This window comes from Kitasatospora sp. NPDC101108 (assembly GCF_055584725.1).
The window spans coordinates 249,036-264,839 of record NZ_JBVJLM010000003.1; the positions used below are offsets into that span (position 1 = coordinate 249,036).

Here is a 15,804-nt window from a genome sequence, read left to right on the forward strand (position 1 = left end):
ATCATCATGCCTGTCGGGTGTCGCGCCGGTACAGCGCCGCTGCGGCGGTGGCGAACACCGCGAAGAAGGCGGCCAGACCGGCGACCGCGACCAGGTCCAGGGAGTGCCCGGGCTGGGTGAAGGTGGCCAGCTTGTTGTACAGGAACACCGGGTTGAACCGGGCGAACTTCTCCAGCGACCCGCTCACCGGGAACCAGGTGCCGCCGAGCAGCGCCATCGCCATGTAGGTGATCATCACGATCGGCTGCACCGCGTCCGGTGCCGCCGCGTAGCCGAGGGCCACCCCGAGCGCGGCGAAGACGAAGCTGCCCAGCCACAGCGCGGCCGCCAGCCCGATCCACTGCGGCACACTCAGCGAGACGCCCTGGGTGGCACCGACCACGAAGACCACCAGGATCGCCGGCAGCGTGGTCACCGCCGTCGACGCGATCTTGCCGACGGTGTACGCCCGGCCGGGCAGCGCGGTCAGCCGCAGCTGCCGCACCCAGCCGCTCCTGCGCTCCAGCGAGATCCGCTGGGCGCTGCCGGAGAGCACCGCGCCGACCGCGCCGAAGGTGGCCATCGAGACCATGAAGTAGGTCTTCACGGGCAGCCCGCCGGCCTGGTTGCCGGAGCCGTAGGCGTTGATGAAGAAGACGTACATCAGCGCCGGGTAGACGACGGTGAAGAACAGGTAGCGCCGGTTGCGGAGGGTCCGCAGGATCTCCAGCTTGATCAGGGTGGTCATCGCGCGCTCTCCTCCGCCCGGTCCTGCTTGTCCAGTTCGCCGGTGATGGTCAGGAAGGCCTGCTCCAGGCCGACCCCGGTGACCTCCAGGCCGCGCGGGTAGAGGCCCGCCCGGTAGATCCCGGCCACGCCCGCGTCGGCGTCCGCGGTCCTGATCCGCACCGTCCGCACCCCCGGGACGCGGGCGGTGACGTCCAGCGACTGCACGCCCGGCAGGGCGCGCAGCACGGCCTCGTCGAACCGGACGGCGGCCGGGGAGAGGTCGGCGTCGTGGATCTCGAAGGCGATCCGGCGGGCCCCGGCCCGCGCCTTGATCTCCGCGGAGCTGCCGTCGGCGATCAGCCGGCCCCGGTGCAGCACCAGGACCCGGTCGGCGATCGAGTCGGCCTCCTCCAGGTAGTGGGTGGCGAACAGGACCGTGCGGCCGGCGTCGGCCTGGGCGCGCATGCTCGCCCAGAACCCCTGCCGGACGCTGACGTCCATACCGGTGGTGGGCTCGTCCAGCACGATCAGGTCGCTGTCGCCGGCGACCGCCAGGGCGAACCGGACCCGCTGCTCCTGGCCGCCGGACAGCTTGTCCACCCGGCGTTCGGCGATCTCGGTGATCCCGGCGTCGGTCAGCACCCCCGTGACCGACCGACCGCGCGGGTGCACCTTGCAGGCGAGCTCGACCAGCTCGCGGACCTTGACGTCGGTCATCAGCCCGCCGCTCTGCAGCATCGCGCCGACCCGCCCGTCCGCGATCGCCGCCCGCGGGGTGCCGCCGAACAGCGTGACGCTGCCCCGGTCGGGCTCGCGCAGGCCGAGCAGCAGGTCCAGGCTGGTGGACTTCCCGGCGCCGTTCGGGCCGAGCAGGGCGACGGTCTCGCCCGGCCGCAGCACCAGGTCCAGGCCGTCCACGGCGCGCACCCGCCCGTAGCTCTTGCCGACGCCGCGGAAGGCGGCCACCTCGGAAGCCATCGCCCGGCCCCTCTCCTCTGACGGTTGTCGCGTGCGGTCCTGTCCGCACCACCTCAGAGTCCCGCGCGGGCGGCGACCGGCGGCAGTGTCGGCCGTCGTGCCTTCGGTATGACGGATGTCATGCCGGCGGCCGGCACCCCGCCCAGGGGGTACCGGCCGCCGGTCGCGCCGGGCAGGAGGCTGCTACAGGCCCAGCGAGCGCTTCACGAAGTCAACCTGGAGCAGCAGCAGGTTCTCCGCGACCTCCTCCTGCGGGGTCATGTGGGTGACGCCGGACAGCGGCAGCACGGTGTGCGGGCGCCCGGCGGCCAGCAGGGCCGAGGAGAGCCGCAGGGTGTGGGCGGCCACCACGTTGTCGTCCGCGAGCCCGTGGATGATCATCAGCGGGCGCTCCAGCCCGGCCGCGTAGCCGGTCAGCGAGTTGGCCTCGTACACCTCGGGCCGCTCGGCCGGGTGGCCCAGGTAGCGCTCGGTGTAGTGGGTGTCGTACAGCTCCCACTCGGTCACCGGTGCCCCGGCCACCGCCGCGTGGAACACGTCGGGGCGGCGCAGCACGGCGAGCGCGGCGAGGTAGCCGCCGTACGACCAGCCGCGGATGGCGACCCGGTCGAGGTCCAGGGGGAACTCCTCGGCGAGCGCCCGCAGCGCCTCCACCTGGTCGTCCAGGGTGGCCCCGGCGAAGTCGAAGGCGATGGACTTCTCCCAGGCCGGCCCGCGCCCGGGGGTGCCGCGCCCGTCGGCGACGACCACCGCGAAGCCCTGGTCGGCGAACCACTGCGAGTTGAGGTGCGGGTTGTGCGCCTGGACGACGCGCTGGCCGTGCGGGCCGCCGTACGGGTCCATCAGGACGGGCAGCAGGCCGTCGCGCTCGCGGTCGTAGCCGGTGGGCAGGAAGACCGCGGAGGGGATGCGGCGCTCGCCAGCGAAGCGGAAGACCGGGCGGGCGGTGATGACCGGGGTCTCGGCGTACGAGGCGATGGTGGCGACGTCGTCGACCACCACGCCCTCCGGCAGGTCGCGGGCGACCTGCACCAGGGTGCCGGGCAGGGTGTGCTCGGCGGTGGCCCGGACGGTGATGCCGCCCGCGTGCACCGCGCTGGTGACGGAGGTGAACGGGCGGCCGTTGGCGGACTCCCAGGCCAGTTGCTTGCCGTCGTGGCTGATCCGGCCGACGGCGATCCAGCCGGGCTCGGGGTCGGTCTCCCCGGCGCCGCCGGAGGCGCTGAAGAACACCTCCCGCTCGGTGACCGCGACGACCGAGCGGACGTGCAGGTCGGCCCCGGTGACGGTCTGGTCGCCGACCACCAGGGCCCGCACCCCTCCCTCGTCGGAGATCCGCACCAGCTTGCCGTCCGGGGTCCAGGCCGGCACGCCGGGGAAGGCCTCCAGCCAGACCTCGTCGCGCTCCTCGAACAGCACCTCGGTGCCGCCGGTGGCCACGTCCACGCCGAGCACCTGCTGGGCGCGCTGGTCGCGGGACTGGACCAGCAGCAGCGGCACGCCGCCCTGGGACCAGTGCACCCGGGCCAGGTACGGGAAGGCCTCGTGGTCCCAGGAGACCTCGGTGCGTCCGCCGTGCAGGTCGATCAGCCAGAGGCCGACCTCGGCGTTGGCGGTGCCGGCGGCCGGGTAGGCGACCTCGGCGGGCTCGCGGTCCGGGTTGGCCGGGTCGGCGATCCACCAGCGGCGCACCGGGCTGTCGTCGGCGCGCTCGACCAGCAGCCGCTCGCCGTCCGGGGACCACCAGAAGCCGCGGTCGCGGTCGATCTCCTCCTGGGCGATGAACTCGGCCTGCCCCCAGGTGACATCGGGGCCGTCCGGCTCGGCGAGCGCCCGGTCCTCGGTGCCGTCGGTACGGGTCAGCCGCAGTTCGCCGGCGGTGTTGGCGTAGGCGACGTGGGTGCCGTCCGGGGAGAGCCGCGGGTCCAGCAGCGGGCCCCGGGCCGGGAGTTCGCGGGCGTCGCCGGTCAGCAGGTCGGCGGTGAACAGCCGGCCGGACAGCGCGAAGGCGGCCAGCCGGCCCTCCGCGTCGAGGGCGTAGCCGACGATGCCGGCCGAGCCCTCCCGGCTGCGCTCGCGGCGGGCCTTCTCGGCCGGGGAGAGGTCCTCCTCGCCACCGCCGAGCAGGACGGCCGGGTCGGCGGCGATCCGCTCCTCGCCGGTGGCGGTGTCGAGGGTCCAGAGCAGGTTGGCCCGGTCGCCGCCGGAGCGCGAGCGGAGGAAGACGACCCGCGAGCCGTCCGGTGCGACGGAGAAGGAGCGGGGGGCGCCGACCGTGTAACGCAGGGTCCGCGCGTACTGCCGGGGGAAGGTGTCCGCAGGGGTGTGGGAGGTCATGGCACCAGACCCTACGACGGCGGACTCCGACTGCCGGGTGACTGACGATCACTCGTTCGGAGCACCGCCCCCAGGTACGCCCCAAAGGAGTCCAAACCCCCTCCGACCGGCCCATGCGCCCCTCCGGTGCCCCGGTGCCGCGGCACGCGGGGACTCACTGAATGTAATGCTCCCCTTACCCATCGGGTATGACTGGTCAGGCGAGTGATCGTCGGACCCCGTCCCGGGCCCCCGGTCACCCGACCCCGGTTCCCGTTCGCTCCCACCGCCGCCCTCCCCAAGGGGCGGCGCCCGAGAAGGGGTATGAGCCGACATGGCCATGAACATCTCCGCAGCCGTGCTGATGCTCGTCATCGTGGTGGTGCTGATCCGCCGCTCCGGCCTCAAGCTCTCGCACGCCATCGTCTGCGGGTTGCTCGGCTTCTACCTGGCCTCCAGTTCGATCGCCCCGTCGATCAGCCAGGTCACCAGCAACCTCGCCGGGATGATCAACGGCCTGAAGCTCTGAGGCCCCGGCCGCGGTCGTTAGGCTTCCTCCCATGACCGCGACTACCGGCCGCCGCCTCCTCCTGGTGCACGCCCACCCCGACGACGAGTCGATCGGCAACGGCGCCACCATGGCCCGGTACGCCGCCGAGGGCGCCCTGGTCACGCTGGTGACCTGCACCCTCGGCGAGGGCGGCGAGGTGATCCCGCCCGAGCTGGCCCACCTGACGGCCGATCGGGACGACACCCTCGGCGCGCACCGGATCGGCGAGCTGACCGAGGCGATGCGCGCCCTCGGCGTCACCGACTTCCGCTTCCTCGGCGGCCCGGGGCGCTACCGCGACTCCGGGATGATGGGCGTGCCCGACAACGACGCCCCCGGCTGCTTCTGGCGGGCCGACGTGGACGAGGCGGCGGACCACCTGGTCGCGGTGGTCCGCGAGGTGCGGCCGCAGGTGCTGGTCACGTACGACGAGAACGGCGGCTACGGGCACCCGGACCACATCCAGGCGCACCGGGTCGCGATGCGCGCGTACGAGCTGGCCGCCGACCCGGCGCACCGTCCGGAGCTGGGCGCCCCCTGGCGGATCGCCAAGGTGTACTGGAACCGGATGCCGCGCTCGGTGCTCGACGCCGGGCTGGCCGCGACCGCCGCCGAGGCGGCCTTCCCGGGCACCGCCCAACCCTCCGACGTGCCGGGGGTGGTGACCGACGAGGTGGTCACCACCGTGGTGGACGGCACCGCCCACGCCGGGCGCAAGGCCGCCGCGATGGCCGCGCACGCCACCCAGATCACCGTGGACGGCTCCTCCTTCGCGCTGTCCAACCACCTCGGCCAGCCGCTGTTCGCCACCGAGTACTACCAGCTGGTGCACGGCCAGGCCGGGCCCGAGCGGCCCGAACGCGACCTGTTCGCGGGCCTCGACACCACCGACCCGACTCCCAGCGAGGGGAACGCCCGATGACCGCGCCCGCCGCCAAGCCGAAGCGCCGTTCGATCGCGGTGACCGCCCTCGGCACCCGCGAGCAGCGCCTGGCCGAGCCCCAACCCCCGCGCGCCGCCCGGATCACGGCGTATGTCCTGTTCTTCCTGCTGGGCATCGTGGTGTCCGTCTGCGGATCCTTTGTGCAGGCCCTGTGGCCGCCCGTGGGAGTTCTGCTGGCGCTCGCCGCCACCGCCGCGACCTTCTACGCGGGCCTGCGGGTCACCGGCACCCGACTGGGCGCCGCGCTGCCCGCGGCCGGCTGGTTCCTGGCGATGCTGCTGCTGATGGTGCCCCGGCCGGAGGGCGACAACGTGCTGTGGTCCAACGCCACCTCGCTGGCCTGGCTGTTCGTCGGCTCGATCCTGGGCGTGATCTGCGCCACCCTGCCCACCCGCACCAGCTGGTTCCCCGGGGTGCCCAACCCCCCTCGCTGACCCCGGTGGGCAGCCGCGTACGGTAGCGCACACAACGCGCAGTCAGGACCACTCCGCCGTACTCTCATACCGGAGGAACCGGACGTATCAGGATCTGTCCGAAGCCGTTCACCGCTCAGTTCTTCCCAGTATGGTGGTCCCGCAGTACGTCGTACCCGACCGCCGTTTGCCCCAGGCCCGGCGACCACGAACCGCGGTCGCGCCGCACGGCCCGCCCGCGAACCCGGAGCAGAGCAGCATTGAGCAGCCGCGAATCTGACAACGCCAACCCGACGCCCCGGCGCACGGGTCCGGACGCCTACCCGTCGGGCACGCCGCCCTACGGCACCCCGGGCCTCCCCGGCGGCGACCGGGCCGGCACCGACGCCGGGTCGGGCGGCGAGGACGACGGTCCGAAGACCGAGACCACGCTGACCACCCGGGTCCGGATCAACATCCCCGGTTCGCGCCCGATCCCGCCGGTCGTGGTCCGCAGCGCCGTCAAGAACGAGACCGCCAGGGCCGACGAGGGGCCGGCCGAGCAGGCGCCCGCCGAGCCGGGCGGCTCCCGGCACCGCTCCGCGGCCGCCTCGCCCGTCCTCGGCGTGATGGAGGGCGGCCCCCGCTCGGCCACCCCGCCGGACCTGCCGCCGGAGTGGCAGATCCCGCCGATCCCGGCGGCCACCTCGGAGTCCGAGTCCACCGGTGCCTGGTTCCGGCCGCGGCAGAAGAAGGCCCCGGCCGCCGAGCCCGCCCCGGCCGCGGTGCCGGCCGGCGCCCCGAGCGCGCCGGAGGTCGCGGCCGTGCCCGGCAACGCCGCCGAGGCCCGTCCGCAGGCCGCCCCGAACGGCGCCCGCCCGGCAGCGGCCGGCGGCGCGGCCCGCCCCAACGGCCGTCCGGTGCCCGCCCAGGGCAAGGCGCCCAACCAGGGCGCCGCGCCCTCCCCCGCTTCGCCGTACGGCGCCGGGAACCCGGGCGACGAGCCCGGGGTGTACGAGGCAGCCGACCCGTTCGCGCCCACCTTCGACCCGTTCGCACCGGCTGCCGACCCGTTCGCCTCGGCCGGCCCCGACACCGGTGCCCGCGGTCCGCGCGGCAACCGCCCGCAGCGGCAGGCGCCGCAGCAGGGCGCGCCCCGTACGAACGACGCCCGCCCGAACGGCGCCCGTCCGAACGGCCCGCAGCAGGGCGGGCTCCCGGCCGCCCCGCAGTCCGGGTCGAACCCGGAGGACACCTCGGTGGACGGCTTCGCGCCGATCCGCGAGAACACCCCGCCGTCGGCCGCCATACCCGGCACGCCCCGGAACGGCGCCCCGCGCGGCGCCGACGACCGTCCGCAGCCGGGCCTGTTCGCCTCGGCCCCGACCGGTGCCGACCCGTTCGCCACCCAGCGCCCGGGCTCCCAGCGCCCGGCCGCCCCCGGTCAGGACCCCTTCGCCACCCCGGCGGCCCCCGGCGGGCTCTTCCCGGGCGCGCCCCAGCCCGCCCCGCAGCCGGGCGCGCGGCCCGTCGCCGGCGGGCCCCGGCAGGCCGGCGACCCCGAGGCCACCGAGGTCACCCCGCTGCCGACGCCCCCCGGCCCCGGCTCCCAGGCCGCTCCCGGCGCCCCGGGTGCGCCGGGCGTCCCCGGCGGTCCCGCCGCCCAGTCCGGCCCCGGCCCCGGCCCCGGGCCCGTTCCCGCGCCCGGCCCGGCCCCCGCGAAGGGGAAGACCGAGCCCGCCGCCCCGGCCAAGGCCAAGCGCGGCGGCGCCAAGAAGCTCGTCAAGCTGGGCGTCTACGCCTTCGGCGGCGTGCTGTTCCTCGGCGCCGCCGCGTACGGCACCGGCCTGATGCTCAACCAGTCGGACGTCCCCAAGGGCACCGTGGTGCTCGGCACGGACATCGGCGGCAACAGCCGCGACCAGGCGATCCACGCGCTGGACGCGTCGGTCGGCAAGGCCGGGCAGCAGCCGCTGAAGCTGAAGATCGGCGACCAGACGGTCGACCTCGACCCGACGGTCGCCGGGCTGACCTTCGACACCACCGCCACCGTGGACGGCCTCGCCGCCCACGACTACGACCCGGTCGCCGTGATCAAGTCGATCCAGGGCGGCACCAAGGCCGTCGCCCCGGAGGTCCGGGTCGACCGCGCCAAGCTCAAGGCCGCGCTGGACTCCCTGGCGGCCGGCTCGGGCCAGGGCCTCCAGGAGGGCTACGTCAAGTTCGCCGACAACGGCGACCCGGTCGTCGTCCCCGGCAAGGCCGGCCAGGCGGTGGACTCCAACGCCGCCCTGGACGTGGTCGAGCAGGCCTACCGGGACCGCGCCGCGGGCAAGCCCGACCAGCCGGTCGCGCTCGCCGTCACGGCCGCCCAGCCGAAGGTCTCCACCCAGGCCCTGCAGGCCGCCGCGGACAGCCTCGGCAAGCAGGTGACCAACGGGAAGATCCACATCGTGGCCGGCGCCAAGTCCTGGGACTTCGGCCCGAAGACCGCCGCCAAGACGCTCACGCTGACCCCGGACGCCTCCGGCAAGATCGCGCCCAAGTGGGACCTCGACGTGCTGGGCTCCCAGCTGAACGGCCTGTTCGACAAGGTGAAGGTCAAGAAGAACGGCCAGACCTCGACGATCACCCCGCAGGACGTCGCGGACGCCGTCGGCTCGCTGTTCGACAAGACCGGCGACAAGGAACGCACCTACAAGTTCACCGTGGCCTGACGAACCGGGCACGAACGAGGGGGCGGGCCCCGCACCGAACGGATGCGGCGGTCCCGCCCCCTCGACAACTCCCCCTCCCGGTCAGCAAGATGTGACGCCACACCATCCGCCACAGTCACCCCGGGAGCCACGCCGATGGGCCGCCGCCTCCAGCACCACCGGACGGCGCTGCTCGCCGGTCTCACCGTCCTGACGCTCTCCCTCACGCTCTGCTCCTGCGCCTCAGGGCAGGACGGCGCCGCCTCGGACGCGCTGCCGAGCGCCGCCGCCGGGGTGCCCAAGCTCACCTCGGTCGACATCAACGCCCACGACCGCGGCCAGCTGCGCCAGGGCGGCACCCTGAACCTGGCGATCGCCCAGTTCCCCCACCAGTGGTCGCCGATCCACACCGACGGCACCGAGTCCTCCACCGTCGCGGTCGGCAAGCCGCTGCTGCCGACCTTCTTCCGCTCGGACGCGGCCGGCACCCAGACCGTCAACCCGGCCTACCTCCAGGAGGCCCACGCCGAGGTCAGGGACGGCCACCAGGTGGTCACCTGGACGCTCAACCCGAAGGCCCACTGGTCCGACGGCACCCCGATCACCTGGCGCGACATCGAGGCCGACTGGCGTGCCCTGAACGGCAAGGACCCGGCCTACCGGCCGTCCAGCACCTCCGGTTTCGAGCTGGTCACCTCGGTCGAGCGCGGCAAGGACGACTTCCAGGCCGTGATGACCTTCGACCGGCCGTTCTCCGAATGGCAGTCGATGTTCAACGGCGCCGCCAACGCCCCGCTGCTGCCCGCGAGCAAGGTCTCCACCCCGGACCTGTTCAACACGGCCTACCTGGACGCGATCCCGCTCACCGCCGGCCCGTTCAAGGTCGAGCGGCTGGACCCGGCCGCGCAGACCGTCACCCTGGTCGCCGACCCGACCTGGTGGGGCGACAAGCCGATGCTGGACCGGATCGTCTTCCACGCCATGCTGCCCGACCAGATGGGCGCCGCCTTCGCCAAGGGCCAGATCGACCTCCTCAACAACGGCCCGGACCTGGCCGGCTACCAGGTCATCAAGAACACCAAGGGCGCGGCCGTCCGCCGGGCCGGCGGACCGGACTTCCGGCAGCTCACCCTGAACGCCCGCAGCCCGCTGCTCAGCGACGCGACCGTCCGCCAGGCCGTGTTCCAGGCGATCGACCGGGACACCCTGATCCGCGCCGACCTCAACGGCCTGGACTGGCCCGCCGTCCCCCTCAACAACCACCTGCTGGCCGCCAACCAGAACGGCTACCGCGACAACTCCCTCGGCCTGTCCCGCTTCGACCCGGCCGAGGCCGCCCGCAAGCTGGACTCGGCCGGCTGGAAGCTCGACGGCGACGTGCGGAAGAAGGACGGCCACGAGCTGAACCTGCGGATGGTCGTCCCGGCCGGGGTCGCCGTGGCCCAGGGCGAGACGGCGTCCGTCTCCAAGATGCTCAAGGACGTCGGCATCAAGGTCACCCCGGTGACGGCCGCCCCCAACGAGTTCTTCGACAAGTACGTCAACCACAACGACTTCGACATCGCCGTCTACGCCCTGCTCGGCACCCCGTTCCCGGCCAGCGGCAGCCGCGCCTCGTACGCCCAGAACAGCGCCACCAACCGCGCCGGCGCGGGCAGCGCGGCGGTGGACGCCGCTCTCGACCGGGCGGGCGCCGCGTCCGACGCCGGCTCCGCCTCCGAGGCGATCAACCAGGCCGACGCAGAACTCTGGAAGGTGGCCGGCGTGCTGCCGCTCTACCAGCGCCCGCAGCTGTACGGCGCGCGCGCCGACCTCGCCAACATCGGCGCCCAGGGCCTGTCCGACATCGTCTGGGAGAACGTGGGCTTCACCAAGTAGGCGTCCGAGCCCGGCCGTTGGGGCGTGTCCGACACGCCTAGCCGTGCAGGGTCTCCCGCCAGTAGTGGCAGGCGCTGCGGCGGCCCGGCAGTTCGGCGCCCTCCTCGTCCGCCACCGGCACCAGCGGCGGGAGTTCGGTCCGGCAGACGTCCTGCACCCGGTCGCAGCGGGGGTTGAACGCGCAACCCCCGGGGATCCGCAGCAGGTTGGGCGGCAGGCCCTTGATGGCGTGCAGGTCCTGGCCCTTCTGGTCCAGCCGCGGGATCGAGTCCAGCAGGCCGCGGGTGTACGGGTGGGCCGGGCGCGCGTACAACTCGTGCACGGGTGCGGTCTCGACGATCCGGCCCGCGTACATCACCGCGATCTTGTCCGCGACGTCGGCGACCACACCGAGGTCGTGGGTGATCAGGATCAGCCCCATGTTGAACTCGGCCTGCAGCTCCGCCAGCAGGTCCATCACCTGGGCCTGGACGGTCACGTCCAGCGCGGTGGTCGGCTCGTCCGCGATGATCAGGTCCGGCTCCAGGGCCAACGCCATGGCGATCATGATGCGCTGGCGCATCCCGCCGGAGAACTGGTGCGGGAAGTCGCCGACGCGCTGCTCGGCCGCCGGGATGCGCACCCGCTCCATCAGCTCCACGGCCCGCTTCCTGGCCTCCGCCCGGGAGAGCCCCTGGTGGACCCGGAACATCTCGCCGAGCTGGTAGCCCACGCTGAGCACCGGATTGAGGGCGGACAACGCGTCCTGGAAGATCATCGCGATCCTCCGGCCGCGGACCGTCCGCCGCAGCTTGGGGCTCATGGTCAGCAGGTCCTCGCCGCGGAACAGGATCCGTCCGGCGGTGATCTTCCCGGGCGGCATGTCCAGGATGCCCATGACCGCCTGCGCGGTCACCGACTTCCCGGAGCCGGACTCACCCAGCACCGCCAGCGTCTCCCCCGCCGCCACCGAGTAGCTCACCCCGTTGACGGCCTTGGCGACGCCGTCCTGGGTGTGGAACTCGATGTGCAGGTCCTCGACCTCCAGCAGCGGGGTCCCGGGCACCAGGTTCTCCCGACCGCCGCCGGTCACCTCCACCATGTCCATCCGGGCAGCCCTCCTCGGCACAGCGGCGAGCATCGACAGGCGCAGTGCAACTATCAAGGAACGGCGTGCACTTGGGGAGTGCGTGGGAGATCTCGGTTCCATCACGGCGAAGGGCGCGCCCCGCGGGGCGCGCCCTGACCGCGGAGCGACCGCTACGACGGGCCGCCGGCGCCCTGCTCGTCACCCCGCTCGGCCGCGAAGTGACAGGCGGAGTCGTGGAACGCCGGCCCGCTCAGCCAGCTCGGCGAGGCCAGCAGCGGCACCTCCACCGCGCACCGCTCCTGCGCCTTCCAGCAGCGGGTGCGGAACCGGCACCCGGAGGGCGGGTTGGCCGGCGAGGGCACGTCGCCGGTGAGCACGATCCGGTCCCGCGACTCGCGCGCCGTCGGGTCCGGCACCGGCACCGCCGAGAGCAGCGCCTGGGTGTACGGATGGGTCGCGTGGTCGTAGATCTGCTCGTCGGAGCCGATCTCGACCATCTTGCCCAGGTACATCACCCCCACCCGGTCGGAGATGTGGCGGACGATGGAGAGGTCGTGGGCGATGAACATGTACGACAGGTTGAACTCGCCCTGCAGCTGCTCCAGCAGGTTGATCACCTGGGCCTGCACCGACACGTCCAGCGCCGAGACCGGCTCGTCGCAGATGATGATCTCCGGCTTGAGCGCGAGGCCGCGGGCGATGCCGATGCGCTGGCGCTGACCTCCGGAGAACTGGTGCGGGTACCGGTTGATGTACTCCGGGTTGAGCCCGACCACGTCCAGCAGGTCCTGGACGGCCTTGCGGCGGTCGCCCCTGGGCGCCACCTCGGGGTGGATCTCGAAGGGCTCCCCGATGATGTCGCCGACCGTCATCCGCGGGTTCAGCGAGGTGTACGGATCCTGGAACACCATCTGGATGTTGCGGCGGACGGCCTTGAGCGCACCCCCGGACAGCCGGGAGATCTCCTCCCCCTTGTAGCGGACGGACCCCCCGGTCGCCGGTTCCAGGTTCATCAGCACCTTGGCCAGCGTGGACTTGCCACAGCCGGACTCGCCGACGATGCCCAGCGTCTCGCCCTGCATCAGGTCGAAGCTGACCCCGTCCACCGCCTTGACCGCGCCGACCTGCTTCTTGAACAGGACGCCCTGGGTGAGCGGGAAGTGCTTGACCAGGTCCCGGACCTCCAGGATCGGCTCGCCGCGCGGCACCTCCTGGTCGAACGCGGCCTCCTCCGGCACCGCCGCGCCCGTCGCGCTGGCCCCGTCAGCGGTCATGGAGGGTCTCCTTCCAGAAGAAGCAGGCGCTGCCGCGCCCCTCCAGCGGCGTGCCGTCGTCCTCGGTGACCTGGAACAGTTCCGGCACCTCGGCCCGGCAGACGTCCCGCGCCCGGGGACAGCGCGGGTTGAAGGCGCAGCCCGGGGGGATCCGCAGCAGGTTGGGCGGCAGGCCCTTGATCGCGTAGAGCTCCTGGCCCTTCTGGTCCAGCCGCGGGATGGAGTCCAGCAGGCCCCGGGTGTACGGGTGGGCCGGGCGCGCGTACAGCTCGTGCACGGGTGCGGTCTCGACGATCCGGCCCGCGTACATCACCGCGATCTTGTCGGCGACGTCGGCGACCACGCCGAGGTCGTGGGTGATCAGAATGAGCCCCATGTTGAACTCGGCCTGCAGCTCGGCCAGCAGGTCCATCACCTGGGCCTGGACGGTCACGTCCAGCGCGGTGGTCGGCTCGTCCGCGATGATCAGGTCCGGCTCCAGGGCCAGCGCCATGGCGATCATGATGCGCTGGCGCATCCCGCCGGAGAACTGGTGCGGGTAGTCGTTCACCCGCTGCTCGGCCGCCGGGATGCGCACCCGGTCCATCAGCTCCACGGCCCGCTTCCTGGCCTCCGCCCGGGAGAGCCCCTGGTGGACCCGGAACATCTCGCCGAGCTGGAAGCCGACGGTGAGCACCGGATTGAGCGCGGACAGCGCGTCCTGAAAGATCATCGCGATCTTCCGGCCACGGATCCTCCGCCGCTCGTCCTTGCCCATCTTCAGCATGTCCCGGCCGCGGAAGCGGATCTCCCCGCGCGGGATCCGGGCCGGCGGCATGTCCAGGATGCCCATGACCGCCTGCGCCGTCACCGACTTCCCGGAGCCGGACTCACCCAGCACGGCCAGCGTCTCGCCCGCCCGGACGCTGTAGTTGACCCCGTTGACGGCCTTGGCCACGCCGTCCCGGGTGACGAACTCGACGTGCAGGTCCCGTACGTCGAGCAGCGGCCCCTGGTACGGCGTCCCCGCCTCGCGCCCGGCCCTGTCCACAGCGGTGTTCACGTTGCGCTCCCCTCGCTCAGCGAAGCTTCGGGTCGAGGGCGTCGCGCACCGCGTCGCCCAGCATGATGAAGGCCAGTACGGTGACGGAGAGCGCCGCGGCCGGGAAGAACAGCACGTACGGCGCCGTCCGGATCACCTTCTGGGCCGAGGAGATGTCGATGCCCCAGGAGATGGTCGGGTCCTGCAGACCGATGCCGAGGAAGCTCAGCGTCGCCTCGGTGGCGATGTAGCCGCCGAGGGCGATGGTGGCGACGACGATCACCGGGGCGATCGCGTTCGGCAGGATGTGCCGGAACATCAGCCGTCCCGTCCCGGCGCCGAGGGCCCGGCCGGCCACCACGTAGTCGGACTGCTTGACGGTCAGCACCGCGCCGCGCATGACGCGGGCGATCTGGGTCCAGCCGAGGACGGCCAGCGCCAGCACCACGGTCCACACCGTGCGGACGGTGAAGGCGTTCAGCAGCACCAGGGCGCCGAGCAGCAGCGGGATGCCGAAGAAGATGTCCACGATCCGGGAGATCACCGCGTCGACGGCCCCGCCGTAGTACCCGGCGACCATGCCGGTCAGCCCGCCGAGCACGGTGACCGCGGCGGTCACGAAGACGCCCACGGTGATCGAGGCGCGGGCGCCGTAGACGACCCGGGCGTAGATGGACCGGCCCTGGGCGTCGTAGCCGAACCAGCCCGCGCCGAAGAAGTCCGTCCAGTCCGGCCGCTTGAGGTAGTCGTGCACCAGGTCGGCCTTGCGCGGGTTGGCATCGGTGAACGCCCAGGGGAAGACCGCCATCACCACCAGCAGCACGATCAGCACCGCCGACAGCAGGAAGATCGGCCGCCGGCGCAGGTCCCGCCAGGCGTCGCCCCAGAGACTGCGGGCCTCCTCCCGCTTCTCCACGTCGCGTTCGACCAAGGTCTCCTGCTCGACCGCCATGCCCTGCTCCCCGGCGTAGTCCAGGCGCGAGACACCGGGCTTCGGGTGCGGTTCGTACGAGTCCTCGTCATGGATGTCAGGCATAGCGGATCCTCGGGTCCAGGACCGCGTAGAGCAGGTCGACGAGCAGGCTGGCGACCAGGTAGATGATCACCAGGACGGTCACGATGCCGACCACGGTCGGGCCTTCCTTCTGGTTGATCGCCCGGTACAGGACGTTGCCGATGCCCTGCACGTTGAAGATGCCCTCGGTGACGATCGCCCCGCCCATCAGTGCGCCGAGGTCGGTGCCGAGGAAGGTGACCACGGGGATGAGCGAGTTGCGCAGCAGATGACGGGAGGTGACTGTCCGCCGGGGAAGCCCCTTGGCGGTCGCGGTACGGATGTAGTCGGCCCGCAGGTTCTCGCCGATGGAGGTCCGGGTGAGCCGCGCGACGTACGCGAGTGAGAGCGAACCCAGGACGACCGCCGGAAGGATCAGCTGCGAGAGGTCGTAGCTGTCCTGCACCGTCGGCGTGACCCAGCCGAGGTTGGTGGCGAACACGGTCTGCGCGATGTAGGCCAGCACGAAGACCGGGATCGAGATCACCACCAGGGTGAGGACCAGCACCAGGGTGTCCGACATGCTGCCGCGCTTGAGTCCGGAGAGCACCCCGAGTGCCAGGCCCAGCACCATCTCGAACACGAAGGCCAGCAACGCGAGCCGGATGGTGACCGGGAAGGCGTCGGCCATGATGTCCGAGACCGGCCGGCCGGTGAAGCTGGTGCCGAAGTCGCCCTGGAACAGGTTGCCCATGTAGTGCAGGTACTGCTTCCAGAGCGGCTGGTCCAGGAAGTACTTGTGCTTGATGCTGGCCACCACCGCGGGGTCGGCCGCCTTCTCGCCGAACAGCGCCGTCACCGGGTCGCCCGGCAGCGTGTAGACCATCACGAAGATCAGCAGCGTGGTGCCGAAGAACACCGGGATCATCTGCAGCACCCGCCGAAGCACGTAACTGCCCATCCGAGCCTCCTTCCAGGGCGTGAC

The 15,804-nt window shown here is 72.6% G+C and carries 13 protein-coding genes; 5 read left to right on the top strand and 8 right to left on the bottom strand.

The window, feature by feature from the left end:
* Window positions 1-4: 4 nt before the first annotated feature.
* The 3 genes from ACZ6Z8_RS09440 to ACZ6Z8_RS09450 form a co-directional block, all read right to left on the bottom strand.
* Window positions 5-727 carry an ABC transporter permease gene (locus ACZ6Z8_RS09440; RefSeq protein ID WP_465607834.1) on the bottom strand — a complete coding sequence of 241 codons (723 nt, stop codon included), beginning with the start codon at window positions 725-727 and terminating at the stop codon, window positions 5-7.
* Window positions 724-1,686, bottom strand: coding sequence for an ABC transporter ATP-binding protein (locus tag ACZ6Z8_RS09445; RefSeq protein ID WP_465607836.1), 963 nt, complete (start codon window positions 1,684-1,686; stop codon window positions 724-726). The genes ACZ6Z8_RS09440 and ACZ6Z8_RS09445 overlap by 4 nt, the downstream gene beginning before the upstream one ends.
* Window positions 1,687-1,869: 183 nt before the next feature.
* Window positions 1,870-4,023, bottom strand: a complete 2,154-nt coding sequence (locus tag ACZ6Z8_RS09450; protein WP_465607838.1) for a S9 family peptidase — start codon at window positions 4,021-4,023, stop codon at window positions 1,870-1,872.
* Window positions 4,024-4,336: 313 nt separating this feature from the next.
* Between ACZ6Z8_RS09450 and ACZ6Z8_RS09455 the strand changes: the two genes are divergently transcribed.
* From ACZ6Z8_RS09455 to ACZ6Z8_RS09475, 5 genes are all read left to right on the top strand, one after another.
* On the top strand, window positions 4,337-4,531 hold the full coding sequence (locus ACZ6Z8_RS09455; protein WP_465607839.1) for a DUF2304 domain-containing protein: 195 nt from the start codon (window positions 4,337-4,339) through the stop codon (window positions 4,529-4,531).
* A gap of 31 nt (window positions 4,532-4,562) precedes the next feature.
* Entirely contained in the window at window positions 4,563-5,474 is a 912-nt protein-coding gene (gene mshB, locus ACZ6Z8_RS09460; protein WP_465607840.1) for an N-acetyl-1-D-myo-inositol-2-amino-2-deoxy-alpha-D-glucopyranoside deacetylase, read from the top strand.
* Window positions 5,471-5,929 (top strand): DUF6113 family protein, encoded by a 459-nt coding sequence (locus ACZ6Z8_RS09465; protein WP_465607842.1) that lies wholly within the window; start codon window positions 5,471-5,473, stop codon window positions 5,927-5,929. The genes mshB and ACZ6Z8_RS09465 overlap by 4 nt, the downstream gene beginning before the upstream one ends.
* Window positions 5,930-6,168: 239 nt before the next feature.
* Entirely contained in the window at window positions 6,169-8,604 is a 2,436-nt protein-coding gene (locus ACZ6Z8_RS09470) for a peptidoglycan binding domain-containing protein (protein WP_465607844.1), read from the top strand.
* 135 nt (window positions 8,605-8,739) lie between these two features.
* Window positions 8,740-10,461, top strand: a complete 1,722-nt coding sequence (locus tag ACZ6Z8_RS09475) for an ABC transporter family substrate-binding protein (protein WP_465607846.1) — start codon at window positions 8,740-8,742, stop codon at window positions 10,459-10,461.
* 37 nt (window positions 10,462-10,498) lie between these two features.
* Here ACZ6Z8_RS09475 and ACZ6Z8_RS09480 read toward each other — a convergent pair whose 3' ends face one another.
* The 5 genes from ACZ6Z8_RS09480 to ACZ6Z8_RS09500 form a co-directional block, all read right to left on the bottom strand.
* Window positions 10,499-11,548 (bottom strand): ABC transporter ATP-binding protein, encoded by a 1,050-nt coding sequence (locus ACZ6Z8_RS09480; RefSeq protein WP_465607848.1) that lies wholly within the window; start codon window positions 11,546-11,548, stop codon window positions 10,499-10,501.
* Window positions 11,549-11,700: 152 nt separating this feature from the next.
* Complete coding sequence (locus ACZ6Z8_RS09485; protein WP_465607850.1) at window positions 11,701-12,804, bottom strand: ABC transporter ATP-binding protein; 1,104 nt, start codon at window positions 12,802-12,804, stop codon at window positions 11,701-11,703.
* The gene (locus ACZ6Z8_RS09490; protein WP_465607852.1) at window positions 12,794-13,846 is read right to left on the bottom strand and encodes an ABC transporter ATP-binding protein; all 1,053 of its coding nucleotides are present in this window, start codon (window positions 13,844-13,846) and stop codon (window positions 12,794-12,796) included. Before ACZ6Z8_RS09490 ends, ACZ6Z8_RS09485 begins: the two co-directional genes overlap by 11 nt.
* A gap of 16 nt (window positions 13,847-13,862) precedes the next feature.
* On the bottom strand, window positions 13,863-14,777 hold the full coding sequence (locus ACZ6Z8_RS09495) for an ABC transporter permease (protein WP_465608426.1): 915 nt from the start codon (window positions 14,775-14,777) through the stop codon (window positions 13,863-13,865).
* 76 nt (window positions 14,778-14,853) lie between these two features.
* The gene (locus ACZ6Z8_RS09500) at window positions 14,854-15,780 is read right to left on the bottom strand and encodes an ABC transporter permease (RefSeq protein WP_465607854.1); all 927 of its coding nucleotides are present in this window, start codon (window positions 15,778-15,780) and stop codon (window positions 14,854-14,856) included.
* Window positions 15,781-15,804 lie beyond the last annotated feature (24 nt).

Excerpts from the sequence above, each read along its gene's own strand:
- mshB (WP_465607840.1), top strand. The coding sequence starts at position 4,563 with ATGACCGCGACTACCGGCCGCCGCCTCCTCCTGGTGCACGCCCACCCC.
- ACZ6Z8_RS09465 (WP_465607842.1), top strand. The coding sequence starts at position 5,471 with ATGACCGCGCCCGCCGCCAAGCCGAAGCGCCGTTCGATCGCGGTGACC.
- ACZ6Z8_RS09480 (WP_465607848.1), bottom strand. The coding sequence starts at position 11,548 with ATGGACATGGTGGAGGTGACCGGCGGCGGTCGGGAGAACCTGGTGCCC.
- ACZ6Z8_RS09500 (WP_465607854.1), bottom strand. The coding sequence starts at position 15,780 with ATGGGCAGTTACGTGCTTCGGCGGGTGCTGCAGATGATCCCGGTGTTC.
- ACZ6Z8_RS09440 (WP_465607834.1), bottom strand. The coding sequence starts at position 727 with ATGACCACCCTGATCAAGCTGGAGATCCTGCGGACCCTCCGCAACCGG.
- ACZ6Z8_RS09445 (WP_465607836.1), bottom strand. The coding sequence starts at position 1,686 with ATGGCTTCCGAGGTGGCCGCCTTCCGCGGCGTCGGCAAGAGCTACGGG.
- ACZ6Z8_RS09485 (WP_465607850.1), bottom strand. The coding sequence starts at position 12,804 with ATGACCGCTGACGGGGCCAGCGCGACGGGCGCGGCGGTGCCGGAGGAG.
- ACZ6Z8_RS09455 (WP_465607839.1), top strand. The coding sequence starts at position 4,337 with ATGGCCATGAACATCTCCGCAGCCGTGCTGATGCTCGTCATCGTGGTG.
- ACZ6Z8_RS09450 (WP_465607838.1), bottom strand. The coding sequence starts at position 4,023 with ATGACCTCCCACACCCCTGCGGACACCTTCCCCCGGCAGTACGCGCGG.
- ACZ6Z8_RS09495 (WP_465608426.1), bottom strand. The coding sequence starts at position 14,777 with ATGGCGGTCGAGCAGGAGACCTTGGTCGAACGCGACGTGGAGAAGCGG.
- ACZ6Z8_RS09475 (WP_465607846.1), top strand. The coding sequence starts at position 8,740 with ATGGGCCGCCGCCTCCAGCACCACCGGACGGCGCTGCTCGCCGGTCTC.